Origin of the sequence: Bacillus sp. B4EP4a, from assembly GCF_006680105.1 — a bacterium.
GTDB lineage: Bacteria > Bacillota > Bacilli > Bacillales > DSM-1321 > Peribacillus > Peribacillus simplex_E.
In genome coordinates, this window is the sequence record NZ_VHIK01000033.1 from 1 (window position 1) to 14,973 (window position 14,973).

General features: G+C 42.4%; 14 protein-coding genes and 1 pseudogene. 8 read left to right on the forward strand and 7 right to left on the reverse strand.

What is annotated here, in order from left to right:
* A pseudogene (locus tag FNK51_RS16930) lies at window positions 1–198 on the reverse strand (DUF1641 domain-containing protein); the annotation flags it as partial.
* A 318-nt stretch (window positions 199–516) separates the two neighbouring features.
* On the opposite strand from FNK51_RS16930, the gene FNK51_RS26630 reads away from it, so the two are divergent.
* The 3 genes from FNK51_RS26630 (at window position 517) to FNK51_RS16940 (ending at window position 5,197) form a co-directional block, all read left to right on the forward strand.
* On the forward strand, window positions 517–693 hold the full coding sequence (locus tag FNK51_RS26630; protein WP_181762281.1) for a hypothetical protein: 177 nt from the start codon (window positions 517–519) through the stop codon (window positions 691–693).
* Between the two features lie 465 nt (window positions 694–1,158).
* Window positions 1,159–3,198, forward strand: coding sequence for a hydantoinase/oxoprolinase family protein (locus tag FNK51_RS16935; RefSeq protein ID WP_141994060.1), 2,040 nt, complete (start codon window positions 1,159–1,161; stop codon window positions 3,196–3,198).
* A 16-nt stretch (window positions 3,199–3,214) separates the two neighbouring features.
* Complete coding sequence (locus tag FNK51_RS16940) at window positions 3,215–5,197, forward strand: hydantoinase B/oxoprolinase family protein (RefSeq protein WP_286178748.1); 1,983 nt, start codon at window positions 3,215–3,217, stop codon at window positions 5,195–5,197.
* A 223-nt stretch (window positions 5,198–5,420) separates the two neighbouring features.
* On the opposite strand, the gene FNK51_RS16945 is transcribed toward FNK51_RS16940, so the two are convergent.
* Window positions 5,421–6,005, reverse strand: coding sequence for a DJ-1/PfpI family protein (locus tag FNK51_RS16945; protein ID WP_141994061.1), 585 nt, complete (start codon window positions 6,003–6,005; stop codon window positions 5,421–5,423).
* Window positions 6,006–6,155: 150 nt separating this feature from the next.
* Between FNK51_RS16945 and FNK51_RS16950 the strand changes: the two genes are divergently transcribed.
* A complete protein-coding gene (locus FNK51_RS16950) occupies window positions 6,156–6,587 on the forward strand; it encodes an Lrp/AsnC family transcriptional regulator (protein WP_098373785.1) in 432 nt (143 codons plus the stop codon).
* Window positions 6,588–6,714: 127 nt separating this feature from the next.
* Window positions 6,715–7,542, forward strand: a complete 828-nt coding sequence (locus FNK51_RS16955; protein WP_098373786.1) for an STAS domain-containing protein — start codon at window positions 6,715–6,717, stop codon at window positions 7,540–7,542.
* A 207-nt stretch (window positions 7,543–7,749) separates the two neighbouring features.
* Here the strand turns inward: FNK51_RS16955 and FNK51_RS27265 are convergent, their stop codons facing one another.
* Both FNK51_RS27265 and FNK51_RS16960 read right to left on the reverse strand, forming a co-directional pair.
* Window positions 7,750–7,884, reverse strand: a complete 135-nt coding sequence (locus FNK51_RS27265) for a hypothetical protein (RefSeq protein ID WP_286178749.1) — start codon at window positions 7,882–7,884, stop codon at window positions 7,750–7,752.
* Window positions 7,885–7,913: 29 nt separating this feature from the next.
* Complete coding sequence (locus FNK51_RS16960) at window positions 7,914–8,438, reverse strand: GNAT family N-acetyltransferase (protein WP_141994062.1); 525 nt, start codon at window positions 8,436–8,438, stop codon at window positions 7,914–7,916.
* 156 nt (window positions 8,439–8,594) lie between these two features.
* On the opposite strand from FNK51_RS16960, the gene FNK51_RS16965 reads away from it, so the two are divergent.
* On the forward strand, window positions 8,595–8,741 hold the full coding sequence (locus FNK51_RS16965; protein WP_141994063.1) for a hypothetical protein: 147 nt from the start codon (window positions 8,595–8,597) through the stop codon (window positions 8,739–8,741).
* A 115-nt stretch (window positions 8,742–8,856) separates the two neighbouring features.
* Window positions 8,857–9,822, forward strand: coding sequence for a quinone oxidoreductase family protein (locus tag FNK51_RS16970; RefSeq protein WP_141994113.1), 966 nt, complete (start codon window positions 8,857–8,859; stop codon window positions 9,820–9,822).
* Window positions 9,823–10,220: 398 nt separating this feature from the next.
* On the opposite strand, the gene FNK51_RS16975 is transcribed toward FNK51_RS16970, so the two are convergent.
* Window positions 10,221–10,772 (reverse strand): hypothetical protein, encoded by a 552-nt coding sequence (locus FNK51_RS16975; RefSeq protein WP_141994064.1) that lies wholly within the window; start codon window positions 10,770–10,772, stop codon window positions 10,221–10,223.
* Entirely contained in the window at window positions 10,750–11,610 is an 861-nt protein-coding gene (locus FNK51_RS16980) for a hypothetical protein (RefSeq protein WP_141994065.1), read from the reverse strand. Before FNK51_RS16980 ends, FNK51_RS16975 begins: the two co-directional genes overlap by 23 nt.
* 201 nt (window positions 11,611–11,811) lie before the next feature.
* Between FNK51_RS16980 and FNK51_RS16985 the strand changes: the two genes are divergently transcribed.
* A complete protein-coding gene (locus FNK51_RS16985) occupies window positions 11,812–13,614 on the forward strand; it encodes a hypothetical protein (protein ID WP_141994066.1) in 1,803 nt (600 codons plus the stop codon).
* 101 nt (window positions 13,615–13,715) lie between these two features.
* On the opposite strand, the gene FNK51_RS16990 is transcribed toward FNK51_RS16985, so the two are convergent.
* Complete coding sequence (locus tag FNK51_RS16990; RefSeq protein WP_141994067.1) at window positions 13,716–14,408, reverse strand: FHA domain-containing protein; 693 nt, start codon at window positions 14,406–14,408, stop codon at window positions 13,716–13,718.
* Window positions 14,409–14,973: the final 565 nt, after the last annotated feature.

Sequence of the window (14,973 nt, forward strand, 5' to 3'; positions counted from 1 at the left end):
ATCATCAGTCGCAACCGATTGAGCGAAATCATAAGACTTTGTTAAAATATTCACTAACTCAGTTAGTTTTGGTAACTGCTCAACTAAAGTGTTCAATGATTCCTGAACCTCAGGGTTTAATAATTGGTCCAGTACATCTAATTGTTTTTGGCTGGCATTAAGTTGTTCAGTTTGTGATTGGGTAATCGTTTCTGACATATCCAATTCTCCTTTGCAATAAGCATTTTGTTGATGTAAATAGAAAAACTTGTAAAATATTACACAATGTGTGGCAAGAAAAAATACTAACAAAAATGTAATAAAAGCTAAACTATAGTATATCCCTTTAGTTCCATGAAAACAGCTGATTTTTAAAAAAAGATTCATAAAATAATCTTTTCTCGCTTATTTAAGTACAGATTCTGCTGGAGGATTCCATTCTTTACCTAAAATGGACTTTGAGGGTGTCTATCATCATCGCCTGTCATACATATTTCCATCTTGATTTGCCATCCTAAATGATGGAGGTGAAAAAATGTGACTGATTCAGAATCTAAACTTACAGAAGAGAATGATGATAAGAAGCTTCATAAACTGGTTGGCAGTATGGAATATACTAAAGCTCAACTATCGGAAGGCATGAATGGAATTTCTGAAGTTTACCTCAAAAACAGTGAGGAAGGCACATCGGAAACACCTGATAATGTTGTGTAAGCATAGCGAAACAGTTATGGTTCCTTAATTTTACTTATTTTTGTAAACTTCTTACCCCTGTAAGTTGTTTGACTATTCTAAAAAACACCCTTGACTTTATGGTGGATTGACGTAAGATAAAGTATATAGCCATAGTGAACAGGTAGTTTTATCTAGCAAATACTACTCTGCCATCGCCTTAAATGGACTTGGTGATTTAAAAGATGAATTCTATAATAACTGTCGAATCTAATAGACTTCGCCGCCCAGCGAAGCTAAACCTAGATCAAAAACCAGTTATATCAATGATTTTTTATTGATATGACTGGTTTTTTTTTATTTCATCATTCATCTTGTCCCTTTTTTTGCCTAAGAAAATCCAGCGGCTGGCTGACACTCTTTCACACAATTAAGCGGTGAAATGGGCACGAAGCAATGTCAAAAGGTATAAATTATTTTAAATCTTGTAGCAGGGGTGGGAATTAAATGATAGGTACGAAGCAAACTAGGCTCGCAATTGATGTAGGAGGAACATTTACGGATGTGTTCGTTTTTGATGAAAGCACGAAGGAAATTTCAATCACGAAAACATCGTCGACTCCTCTGAATCCAGAAATCGGCATTTTGGATGGAATTGCAAAGGCGGAAATAGATTGTGAAAATATTAAAGTGTTTTCCCATGGTACAACAGTGGGCACCAATGCCTTGATTGAAAGGAAATTGCCAAAGACAGCATTGATCACATCCGCTGGATTTCGGGATGTATCGGAAATCCGCCGAGGAACCAAGCTTGAGTTATGGGATACATATGATGATGTAGCCAAACCGTATATCCAAAGAAGAGACCGTTTTGAAGTGGAAGAGCGCATCGATTTTGCAGGGAATGTCTTGACGGAAATCAATGAAGAGGAAGTACGGTCACTGGCAAGGAAATTAAAAAGACGCGGTACTGAATCAATTGCGGTTTGCTTCATGAACTCGTATGTAAATGGAAGCAATGAGGCGAAAGTGAAACGAATCATCCAGGAGGAACTCCCGGAAGTCTATATATGCATTTCAAGTGAAGTCCTTCCTGAGATTTTTGAGCATGAGCGCATGAGTACGACGATCGTCAATGCGGTTTTAGGACCGACTGTCAGCAACTATATTAAAACCCTTGAAGGTGAAATGAATAAACGGGGGTATGAAGATGACATATTAGTGCTTCACTCCGGCGGAGGGGTAATGACATCCCAAACCGTACCCCGTTATGCGGCAAGGCTGGCAAGTTCCGGAATCGCTGCAGGTGCGATTGCCAGTAAACATATCGCCCAGCTTTGCGGGTTCAATAATGCAATTGGGCTGGATATGGGAGGAACGAGCACCGATATTTCCTTGATGCATGAAGGTGATTTGCGGATTACTAAGGATTGGTATATCGAGTATGGATATCCGATTGGATTCCCAAGTATCGAAATCTTGACGATAGGAGCAGGAGGCGGAAGCTTAGCTTGGGTGGATGAAGGCGGTTCTTTACGCAATGGCCCTCAAAGTGCAGGCGCGGTTCCTGGACCTGCTTGCTATAGCAGGGGTGGCGTGGAACCGACCAATTCCGATGCCAATATTGTATTGGGACGGCTTGGCACACAACTATTGGATGGACAAATGGAACTTGATAAACAAAAAGCGATTGAAGTCGTGGATAAGATCGCCAAGAAATTCGATTATACGATTGAAGAAGCGGCGAATGCCATCACACGGGTGGCCAATGCCAATATGTGTGATGCGCTAAGGCTGATTTCAGTCAGAAGGGGATACGACCCCCGCGACTTTGCACTTGTGGCTTTCGGCGGGGCTGGACCCTTGCATGGAGCGTACCTGGCCAAGGAAATGGAAATCCCGACTGTCATCATCCCGCCGCATCCGGGTGTTGCCGCCGCAATGGGATGCCTGTTGGTCGATGTTCGTCATGATATATCCAAAACCTATGTCAAGAACGTCAAGGATGTATCGTTAAAGGATTTAGAGAAGGAATTCATCGGAATGGAAAAAGAGGCAGCGGAGTTATTGCAAGAAGAAGGGGTCGCTAAGGAAGCTTCCACATTGGTGCGCTATATTGACATGAGGTATTTGGGACAGTGGCGTTCATTGGCGATAGAAGTCGATTGCCCGATTTCTTCATTGGAAGAGACCCTTGATCGTTTCCATCAAGAGCATGAACGGGAATTTTCTTTCTCCGATAAAGAACAGACTGTGGAAATCTACGGGCTGCTCGTTACGGCTATCGGAACTGTGCCAAAACCTGAATTCCCGACTTATGAACCAGGGGGCACACTTGCTGATGCCTTGAAGGAAACGCGTGATGTCTATTTCGAAGAGGAAGGGTATGTGAATACGAACGTGTATAACCGGGAGCTCATTCCGGCCTTTTCTGAAATCTCGGGACCTGCCATAGTGGATCAGCTTGATACAACGACTGTCATTCCGCCAAATTTCACGGCAAAAGTTGATAAATACAGAAACTTGATTCTTTCCCAAAATAAATAAAAAGAGGTGGATTTCATTGTCGAATAAACAGTTAATTGACCAATCTGGAGTTGGAACAGGTTTAGATCCGGTGACATTTGAAGTGATAAAAAATGGCTTCGTTAACCTTGTAGATCAGATGGCTGAACAAATCCTTCGGACATGCTATTCCTTCGTCATTTATAATCGGGATTTCAGCTGTGCGCTTTGTGATGCAGAAGGAAATACAGTCATGCAAGGGACGCAGGATATTTCGGTTCATGTAGGAACACTGCATCTAACGGCAAAGGCGGTGCTCGAGGACTTCGATGGTGATATCCATCCCGGGGACGTATTCTTGGTCAATGACCCGTATCGGGGCGGTACTCATTTCAATGACACACGGGTTCTCTTGCCAGTCTTTCATGAGAACAAGCTCATTGCGTTCACGCAGACGAATGGCCACTGGGCCGACATGGGGGGCTCGACACCTGGCTCCTTTGATATCAATGCCAAGGAACATTTCGGCGAGGGAGTAAGGATTCCGCCTCTAAGGATATATAGTAAAGGAACATTTTTAAAAGATGTCGTCAATGTGCTCGTTTCGAACATGCGCGTCCCTGAGGAACGTGTCGGCGATCTTCGTGCTCAAGTGGAAGCGGCCAAGGTAGGCGAGCGCCAGTTGTTTGCCATCATCGAGAAGTATGGAATCGATACGACTTTGTCTGCCTTTGCGGAAGTTCAGAATTATGTGGAGCGATTGGCAAGGGCCAAGGTTGCGGCTTTACCGAATGGAACCTGGGAGACCGTTGATTATATTGATATGGACCCGGAAGCCGGAGACGGTCTGATCCCGATCCGGGTTAAGATGACCATCACGGATGACGAGATCCATTATGATCTTTCTGGATCGCATTCTTATATCGGCTGCTTTTTGAATGCCGGTTTCGGGGCATCTTTATCAGCAGCATACTCGGGAACCAAGACATTCTTTCCTGAAATACCTTTGAACTCTGGCTTTTACAGAGTGGTGAAGATCGAACTGCCGGAAAACTCCGTCGTCAATGCCCCTGCACCGATTGCCGTAACCGGTTTTTGTTCAGGGGCCTATGAAAAAATCATGAGTGCGTGCTTCGAGCTCTGGTCCAACATCATGCCGGAAAGAGCGATCGCATGCTCATTTAACCTGGAGTATTTACTTATCGGCGGTTGGGATCAACGCCAGGAGCAAGATAAATACTTCATGTGGTATGACTGGATGGCCGGCGGTCATGGAGGACGCTATGACCGGGACGGTGTGAACGCCACTTCGCCGACATTCGGTTTGGGCCTCAGTGTACAGCCTTGCGAAGGGCAAGAAAGATTGTCACCTGTCGTGACGATGAAGCATGAAATCATCACCGACTCTGCCGGGCCGGGGAAATACCGCGGCGGGTGCGGTGTAGAAAAGGGCGGTACTCTCACGAATGTCAAAAACACCGTCATGTCCTATTGCTGTGACCGTTCCCGTTCAATAACATGGGGGATTTTTGGAGGGCTTCCTTCTTCCCCGCATGGAGCATGGCTGAATCCGGGTAAAGAAGACGAACGATATTTAGGTGCGATTTTCTCAAATGTGAAGGTGCAGCAAGGAGATTCCTTTGTACGCCCATCCGCTGGGGGCGGGGGACTGGGAGATCCGCTTGAAAGAAGTCCCGAAGATGTCTTGGAAGATGTTATCGATGAGTATGTTTCAATTGAGCGAGCCAAAAAAGACTATGGTGTCGTGATCAAGGAAATCGATAAAGATCTCGATTTATTCGAAATAGATGTTGAAGCAACAAAACAAGCTAGGGCGTATATCAGGAACAACCGTAAACAATGGCTTGAGGAAAACATAGAAAGCGTGGAAGATAAATTCGCAAATGGCGAGCTGGATAGTCTGGATGTCATTCGCCAGTATGGTGTCATCATCGATTATGCAACGAATAAAGTCCTGCCAGAATCAACAAAACAGTTCCGTGAATCAATGAAAACCCGTTCATTGGCTTATTGGAAGTAACGTGAAAAAAAGGTTCCGAATTCATTCGGAACCCCTGACTGTAGATAAACTCGAAAAAATGAGTTTGCCTGCAGTTTTTTTAGTTGAAAAAAGTTTCAGTTGATTGGAGCGGGTGTTCGAGAACCCTGCTTAGAAAAGCGCGTCCAGGGGAGACCCCGCAGGCGCAAGCCGAGTAGGCTCCCCGACTGCCCGAGGAAAGCGAGTGCCTGAGCGGAAATCAACCTTAATGGAAGCCCATCAATTCCTTCACATGTTTACAATTATCTTTGGAAGTGAGCATTTCCAAGAGCGTAAAGGCAACGTCGAATCCTGTGGAAGGATTGTAGGATGTAATGATATTGTCCGTGACGACAATCGGTTCATTAACGACAATCGCACCAAAATCTTTTAGCTGCCCCTGTCTCTTACTGGTTGGATGATTGTATGTAGTGGCCTTTCTTCCATTCAATATCCCGCTTTTTCCTAGTGGTAGAGAGCCTACACAAATGGTTGCTATGATTTTGTTTTTATCATGAAAATACTTGATCACATCAAGAAACCTCTGATCATAAGCATCCTCATAGAAACCGGCTTCTTCAAAACCTCCTGGAATGGCCAAAGCATCGAAGTCATCAAGGTTCACTTGATCGAGGGTCAATTCCGGCTGCACGATGAAATTCCATGTGCATTTCAATTGTTCATGAAGTCCCACCGTAACCAGATCAGTCGTACCATCACCCTCTAATTTATTCCAGCCCAATACATCTGTAAACACACTTGCTTCAACCGCTTCGAATCCATTGGATAGCAGCATCAATACTTTTTTCATCGTGAATCCCCCTTATTTATATTTGTAATTTATTATATAAAAAGCGAATTCCCTAATACATACGATAAATTACGTAATCATTTCTTTTCTGTTTATTTTATAATGTATTTAGGTAAATTCTATTAATAATAAAAAGTGGGAGTGATTGAATTGGATCGAACGGATAAAAAGATACTTTCCTTGCTGGAGAATAATGGGCGCATGTCCATGAAAGAACTGGCACAGGAAGTTTCCTTAACGGCTCCAGCAACGAAAGAACGTGTGAATAAATTAGAGGAAAGCGGAGTGATAAAAGGATATAAAACGGAAATATCACTTGAAAAACTTGATAGGAGCATAACGGCATTCATATTATTCGAAACGGATAGATGCAAAGACTTTTATCAATTTAGCTTGAACCATCCGGAAGTACTGGAATGCCACCGGTTAGCCGGTCAATACAGTTATTTGGTTAAAATAAGTACATTTTCCATGGAAACGCTGGAAGACTTCGTCGATGAAGCCATTAAATATGGGAAATCGTCCACCCATCTGATATTTTCTTCCGCATCGAAAAATATTTTTTCAGGCGAGGAGATGTAACCGGTTTTTACCCATTTACTATCCGTATTTTTAATATAGGAGCAATTAGCAGGAAAAAACTCCACCCATATAGAAAGTAATTAGTAACAAAAATCACAGTTGGAGTTCAAAAAGGGAGTGGGGAAGAGTGAGTTTTGTTTATGAGGAAGAAAAGATAATGGAATTCCTTTTGCAGAATAAAAGTGAGTTTGAAGAATATCTTTTATCAGAAGCTGTCAATGTCAGGGGTAAAATTGAAGAAATTCTGCTGATTGGAAATGTCGACCTTTTGAATAATGCCCATAAGCTCATCCGTTATATAGTGGAACAGAATGAAACGGATATGATTGCATTTGCCGAACAAGAGGGAGTTACGTGGGCAACCCACTCTTTGACGCTTTCATTCAAGCTGGAATGGATTCAGGCCATCCGCAGAACGCTTTGGACATTTCTTTATAAGTTCGAAAGTGCAAAAGTAGTGTTCAGTGAATCCAAAACCTTTTTTGAATTAGAGAAAAAAGTGAATGAAAAGGTTGATGTATTTCTTAAATCCTTTTTCGTCAGCTACTCCGATTACAAAGACAAATTGATTCTGGCTCAGCAAAACTTGGTGGAAAATCTATCCGTCCCGATCATTCCAGTCACTTCCACTACCTGCGTCCTTCCGTTAATTGGTACAATCGATAATACACGTATACAGATAATTGAGGAAAAAGTATTGCAGGAGATAGGTAAACTGCGGATACAGACCTTGATCTTGGATTTATCCGGTATCATCGAAATGGAAGTTGAAATCATTAATGATTTATTGAAAATCCTCGATGGAACGGCAATGATGGGGTGTAAAGCTGTAGTGACAGGATTACGCCCTGAAGTGGTAACGAAAATGATCCGTTCAGGGGTTCAGATCGAGAATAGAGCAGAAACAAAGGGTACGCTGCAGCAGGCCTTGAAGGACTATCTTGTAGTCACCTAATCGTGAGGTGAAGTCGCCATGTTTTGGTGACTTTTTTTTGTAGGTAATTTGGAATATTAAGGAAAGGGTTTTGCTGTTTTTTTCGACTCGGATAAGTAAATGGAATGGGGAAACGGATGCTCCGATGCCGTTGAACCGAATGAGCTTGGTATCAATATGAAGAGGGTTACAGACTGTAAAAGAAAATCCAGTTTGCCTACAGTTTTTTCATTGAAAAAAGTACCAGCTGTTTTCAGAAATCCGCTCCCTTTCCGCCGACTGTCTGCCAAGCCTCATCAAAGCAAACGTATCTGGGGTCTTGGCTAGCCAGTTATTCGGTAGGAGTGTCGCAAATTTCTTCAATGGAACCCTCTAAAGAGGTTTTCTTTATTTCACTTCAGCAAAGAATACACATATGTATCATGAGGGATACCGTTTTGGTAAATATAACTCCTTAATATTCCTTCCTGGATGAAGCCCAGCTTAAGCAAGAGCTCACTTGATGGCTTGTTTTCCAGGAAAACGACCGCGCCGATGCGGGTTAAATCAAGGTCGTTGAAACCGTAAGCGATAATTTCTTTAAGAGCTTCTGACGCAAATCCTTTACGCCAATGTGCTGGATGGATTTCATAACCGATTTCCGCCCGTCTGTATTTGGGACTGTGGGCATGAAAACCGATGGTACCAATCAATTCCTGTGTATCTTTTCTTTCAATCCCCCATCGGATTGCTCGTTTTTCAAGATAGTTTTTCGCAAAAGACGTTATGATGTCCTTCGCCTGTTCGACATTTTTCAAAGAATCCTGGCCATAAAAGCGGGTGACTTCATCTTTGGATAAGCATTGGAAAACAGCTTCCGCATCACTTTCACGAATTTCCCGAAAGCGTAACCTTTCTGTGTTCAATACAGGAAACATTTTTTCCCTCCTTATATATCAGTTTTACATCTATTCGGTCTCCGCGATGGTTTTTCCTTTATTATGAAGCGCTTATTTTGCCGGTATTTTCGGTGGTAATCGGACAAGCTAACAATAGTTCAACATAAATAGCTTTGAATGAAGGGGAGATAGATCATGGGAAAAAAACATCGTAACCGTACCGGTTCACCGAAAAAGAATAACCATATTCCGAAAGCGGACATCATTGCAGAACATGAAGCACACGGTAAGGAATATTCTGCGAATAAACGAAAGAACGGCCCTGGTTCCAATACAGATTGAGTAAACTTAGTGACCGCTCTTGCCTTTAAGGGAGGGCGGTTATTTGTATTTCTTGCCAGCAAAGGGTTCATCCTATATCTTAAAGAATGAAGAAGCATTGAAGGGAGTTAGGATGATGAAAGCACTTGTCTTTGAAGATTTCGGCGGGCCGGAAGTCCTGTCTGTAAGGGAAATTGCAGAACCTGAACATTCAAAATCAGCCGTAATCGTTCGAATGAAAGCAATCGGATTGAATTTTGCTGATGTATATAGAAGGAAAGGGAATTATCATTTGGTGGGTGATCCCCCATTCATTCTAGGTTATGAGGGGGCAGGGGTCATCGAATATGTTGGGGAAGATGTCCATCATGTGAAAGTCGGTGATCGTGTCGGGTTCGCTGATGTTCCCCATGCCAATGCGGAGCTGGTTTTAGTTCCAGCTGATAAACTGTTACCGCTGCCTGAGGGCATTTCCTTTGAAACGGCCGCATCCGTTTTACTTCAAGGATTGACTGCCCAATATTTAACTCATGACAGTCATCAAGTTAAAGCAGGTGAAACCATTCTGGTCCATGCTGCTGCTGGTGGAGTCGGTCAATTACTGACACAGATGATCAAGATGAAGGGCGGTCAGGTCATTGGCTTGACCTCATCAAATGATAAAGCGGCTGTTGCTAAACAAATGGGTGCGGCTCATGTTTTCCTTTACGGATCGGACTGGGTGGATTCCATTATGGATGTAACCGGCGGTAAAGGCGTTGATGTCGTTTATGAATCAGTGGGACAAACCTTGATGGATAGTTTCAAGGCGACCAAGACTGGAGGAACTGTTGTATTTTTTGGGATGGCAGGCGGTGATCCTGAGAAAATCGATCCAAGAATGTTAATGGATACATCGAAAGCATTAATAGGTGGAGACCTTTGGAACGTCCTGACTACCCATGAAGAACGGACAAGAAGAACAGCAGAGCTGTTCCAATGGATTCTGTCAGGAGATATCCTCATCAAAGAACCGACTCTTTTCTCTTTGGAAAATGGGGCGGATGCACATAGACTTCTTGAAAGCCGGAAAAGTTCGGGGAAAATATTATTAATGCCATAACAAGTCATGTGGGCTTTCCATTCTAATTGGGGGCCCATTTCTTTTACCCGTAAAGCGGCCTGCCTAGATTCAACCCCTTATTCATACTGATGATCAAAACCTTTTTCAGTTCCTTTATATAGACCCATTCTTAGACCCTTAGAATAACTTCAGATAAATGCCCTTGCCCATGCAGGGGTCATGGCCTGCCGTCAAAAAAAACTGCTGCCCAAGTTCCCTTATCCACAAGGTCCATATGCAATACACGAATTCAGGGGAGAAATCCACAATGTGCCAATCACAAAACCACAATCGTCATTCTGCAATTCACAGTCGGTTTTCGTTACAAGCAAAAAAAGAGAACGGATCCGTTCTCTTGGAAAACAAATGACATATTAAAAGGCTTAAACCGTGTGGTTTTAAGAGGAAATGGAGAGAACGTCGAGACGCTCCTTTTGGATAGCAAAATAGGATTGGAGGGTTTCCTTTTTCTTAGTGAGAGGGAAGTTCCGGACAGCCGGGGCAACTGCATGATTGCCGAATTTAAGCAGCAAGGTCAACAGCCTGTCCAACTGGTCATATGTATCGTTTCTAATGCGTGCCATATATTCGGCCGCGACCTGCTTATCATAATCGGTACTTTTCCTTTTTCCTTCTGCCCGGAATTCTTCTGTCACTGTCTTTACACGGGAAATGAGCCATGTTTCGCACCAGTCGTTCAGCACATGACGGATGAAGTCTGCTTGATGGTACTTTTGGAGAATGGGCTTGATATGTTCAGCCATTTCCAAATCATTCACTTGCCGGCAGAGAGCTTTCTCGGAGATGTTTCTATGAAAATGAACGCGTTCAAGCAGGCTTTTGATGGATTCTGCCTGGTGGGCATACTTGACCATCTGTTCCATTGTTTCATTGTACATGATCTTGCTTAAATAAGCAGAGGCTTGTTTAAGCAAGAAGTAACTGCTCATTGGCAGAAATCGCCTGGCCAAATTTCCTAAGAGAATGAGAATAGACGAAACGGGCTAACTTCTGCAGTTCCTTTTGGATATCATTGGAGATGTTTTTCGTTTCCTGCAGAAATGAACGGAAAATATATTTGCCTGCCCGTTCCAATTCCTTGCATACAGAATCATTGATATGCCCAATGTAGCCAGAGTTAAAAATCGTTCTCCGCAACCATGTCCGTTCCGCCCTATTTTCCTTATATTGCTCCAAGACGCCTTCGGTAAAGGTGAATACCAGAATTTCTTTCTTTGAAAAAGCCCTGCTTGCAAAAGAAATCGTCACTAAATGGCCTAAAGCGTCATGGATGGCATCGACTGCATCCAATAAGCGCTTTCTCGTGAATGGCGAGTTGGAATCAGGAACGATTTCATTATAATCGAATAGAACTTCTTCAGACTTCAAAACAGACATTCGGAAAGCGCCCATAAGCAGCAGCCGTTTTCCATGAATTGTTAAGGCTTTGAAAGCATCGCAATAAAAGAAACGGTATTTCTTGCAATAACGGTCCGTCTTCCTGTTATAGCCAAGATTACTTGCAGGACCGAGGTTAAACTTATATAAAGTATCTTCTCCTTGATGAACAGGCACAAACACTTTTTTTAGTGATCCTTGTGGTGCGGTGAATTTATTGATGATCTGCCTTAAGTACTTTTCTGTCGTTCCTACTCCTCGGGCCATCATATGAAGCGGGCTCTGGATGACCCCGTCCCAATCACTGTGGAGCAAGGCGTACAAACACGTATCGAATTCAGTAGAAGATACATTCCTTAATAGGTATTGGTAAGTTTCTTCATAAATCATAAGGCTTCGCCCCCTTTGGCATCTATCCTTTTCTAGAGTCTATATAAATATTAAATCGATAAAAGTAGCATCGTAGGAGTAAATAATATTGGTAGTTTTTTTACGTTATTTCGATATATTTTAAAAATAGTAAATTAGTTGTACAAAAGTGATAAAATAGGTAAATGGAAACATACATGACAAGGAGAGATTTTTAAAACCATGATACTTTCACTACTCGTTTTCATCTTGAAAGGAATTTTATTGAAAATGCCATTTGCCATATTGGGACTTTCCTTGATTCCGCAGAGATGGATAAACGCAATCACCAAAAAGGAAATACCTTTTTTCATTGAACAGGTGCTGAGACTTTTAGTTTCTGCTACCGTACTGTTTTTCGTTATCGATATCATGCTGCTGGATCTTACTGCCGCTGCATTCTTTTCGAGTTTTGCCATTATTCTAGGGCTCATTCTCATCATCGATTCAAGAATGTATATGTACAGTGCCAGTGAATCTTCAAGTACCCGACGGAATCGGAGGGGAAATGAAGCTTTGATGCAACCAAAAACACCTTGGAACGTACATTTCAACAGTTTGATAGGTGTCGTTTTGATATTAGCATGGGGCATCATGCAGTTTTACTCCATCACTTTTGCCGCTGATCTGCATGGGTTGGCGAAGGTCGATAAGAAAAAAGAGCTGGAAGAAGTTCAAGATATAAAAACCATGCCGCTTGTTACAGTGAAAATGGCTGACGCAAAAGGCGATGCAGCGATTAATAAAATAGAAAATGCATCATATTTCACTGAAGGCGAATACCGTCTAACCAATATCAATGATGAATTGGCTTATACATCACCCATTGAAATGGATGGGTTTTTGAAAGCCGGGAAAGCGGAATACACGCCAGGTTATAATCTGATTTCCGCCGTATCGACGGATAAAGGGGCGAGTACTGTCAAAGGGAAGATGCTATATGCTCCCTCACAGTACCTCGATCATGATTTGGAAAGGACCATCCGCAAGGCATATCCGAATAAAATCATCCATGATTCATATTTGGAACCGAACGAAGATGGAAAGCCTTTCTTCGTAGCTTCAGTCGGACATTATTTGAAATACCGCAGCGGTCCTGTAGTGGACGGGGTGGTATTGGTAAATCCGGAAACAGGGGACACGAAATACTATCCAAAAGGAAAAGAACCTAATTGGGTAGATCGGACTTTCACATTGGAAACAGCCCTGGAATATTGGACCTACTGGGGAAAATATGTTCACGGATGGAAAAACCAGTCCTTGATTGGGCCGAAGAAAGATGTCCTGATTCCTAATGAGGATAATATGCAAGTTACGTTTAACGAAAAAGGCGAATTGATTTATGTAGTGGATTTTACCCGGGCTAAATCAAAAGGCAACTCCAAAACCCTTGTAGGTTATGGTGTTTTCAATGCCAAAACCGGTGAAATGACGTACTATAAAGGCGTTACGTCCGTTCTGACTGGAAAGGAGGCAAAATCCAACGCAAATGCGAGTGAGTTTTTGTCTAAATATCCAGGCTGGAAAGCCACTAATGGAATTTTCTATACGATTTACGGTGCTCCCACTTATGTAATTCCGGTTACAAAGGGCAGCAAGTTCCAAGGTGTGGCGATCGTTTACGCCAATAGCGATAATCCCCAAGTGGTCTTTGGGAAAACGAAAGACGAAGCTTTCCGCAATTATAAAAAACTGATTGCCTCTTTAGGGAAAGTGAGTGGTGTGACGCCTCAAAAAGGCTTTGAGATGAAAGAAATAAAGGGGAAGGTAATAAGGATCAATGATGCCAATCTTTCAAATGGATACGTATTCCATTTGATCGTCGAAGGCAATGCCAAGAGGTTCTCGGTGGACCCTGGGGTCAACGCGCTATCTGATATTGTGTTGACGAATGTAGGAGACCGGGTTGTGCTGAAGGTGATGGATATGGAAGAAGACATCGTTCCAGTCGATGAATTCACTAATCTGGACTTGCCAAAGAAATGATAATGGACCGGGTGGATACCTGCTTGCCGTCCTCGATATAAACATGAAAAAAAAGCATTGTTATCAGCAATGCTTTTTTTCATGTCTTCGAATGATTGTCATTATAAGTCCGATAGATTGAATGAATGGATGGATTCCATATAATATCCTTTTTGAATGACGGCTTTTATTGCAAAGTGCCCATTTATCCGTTTTCGCACCCGGTACAGCAGTGAAGCGATTTCTTCTGCCGTCACAATTTGCTCGGGATCACCGACTCTCTCTGGCCATACTTGCTGGACAATCTCTTCTTTTGAAATAAGGTTGTCCAAATTTTCATAAAGCAGCTTAAAGCAATTGAATTCCTTTGTCGGCATTTTAATGGGTGCTTCTTCATTGATGATCACGGTCTGAAGGTGCTCATTGATAGTGACGGTTTGCTGGAAATCGGGGTTCACCGGAGTGAAATCCCGTGTTAAATCGTTGTCGATGGAAATCATGAATTCAATCAGTCCATTGATCAAAGTAATGGAATCCCCCGGTTCAATGTGACAGGGATTGCCCGGTACGAGCGGCATCTGGTTCACCGAGGTACCGTGTTTGCTTGCCAAATCCTCAATGAAGAGTTGTCCTTCTTCCATATAAATCCGGCAATGTTCCCTGGAAACGAAGTCATTGTAAAGCTTGAAATCAGCTTTGGAGTGTTGGCTTGCACGGCCGATTAGCAAGCTTTTCCCTTCAAAAACATAAGCGAATTCCTCGGTTTGGCCTTTGTGCAAGGCTCTTAATACAACCTTGAAAGTTTTATAGATCATTCACTTCATACCCCTTAAAAAGTCTGAATATTTAAATTATTTTTATGGATTTATCATTTTGGCTACATGGCTGTTTAGTGGATTCAATTTTATAATTATAAATTATCAGTCGCTTACTTACTAACGAAAAATGAAAAAATACAAATTAGGCACAAAGCCATTATAACAAAGTGGAATGAAGGATGAAGAAGAAACTCTATTTTTGCTGATGTTGGCTTTGACTGTGGGAGGAGTGCTTCCTCAAAGCCGACCAGGCAGCACCGGAAGAAGTTTGCGATGAAAATGTACCTTACGCTTGTGGAAAAGGAGTTGACCAAAGGTGAGTATGTGGAGAGATAGGATAAATGCCTTCAGCATCCTGCTGATGATCATTAGTATGATAGTATATATTATTTTTCCCCAGCCCTTTACACTCATTCTGTACTGTATATTTGGCATTGCCTTTATCAGCCTGACTTTACTGAATTAAGTCTATCCTGGATTGGAAGAGGGAAAGAAGAAGATAGAAAAAGGTGGGGGAGCATGGTGAAAACATCAAGACCCATATTTTTTAACCTTTCAATCG

Coding starts and splice junctions, on each gene's coding strand:
- FNK51_RS16980 (WP_141994065.1), bottom strand. CDS start 11,610: ATGATTTATGAAGAAACTTACCAATACCTATTAAGGAATGTATCTTCT.
- FNK51_RS16990 (WP_141994067.1), bottom strand. CDS start 14,408: ATGATCTATAAAACTTTCAAGGTTGTATTAAGAGCCTTGCACAAAGGC.
- FNK51_RS16970 (WP_141994113.1), top strand. CDS start 8,857: ATGAAAGCACTTGTCTTTGAAGATTTCGGCGGGCCGGAAGTCCTGTCT.
- FNK51_RS16975 (WP_141994064.1), bottom strand. CDS start 10,772: ATGAGCAGTTACTTCTTGCTTAAACAAGCCTCTGCTTATTTAAGCAAG.
- FNK51_RS16960 (WP_141994062.1), bottom strand. CDS start 8,438: ATGTTTCCTGTATTGAACACAGAAAGGTTACGCTTTCGGGAAATTCGT.
- FNK51_RS16965 (WP_141994063.1), top strand. CDS start 8,595: ATGGGAAAAAAACATCGTAACCGTACCGGTTCACCGAAAAAGAATAAC.
- FNK51_RS16985 (WP_141994066.1), top strand. CDS start 11,812: ATGATACTTTCACTACTCGTTTTCATCTTGAAAGGAATTTTATTGAAA.
- FNK51_RS16945 (WP_141994061.1), bottom strand. CDS start 6,005: ATGAAAAAAGTATTGATGCTGCTATCCAATGGATTCGAAGCGGTTGAA.
- FNK51_RS16935 (WP_141994060.1), top strand. CDS start 1,159: ATGATAGGTACGAAGCAAACTAGGCTCGCAATTGATGTAGGAGGAACA.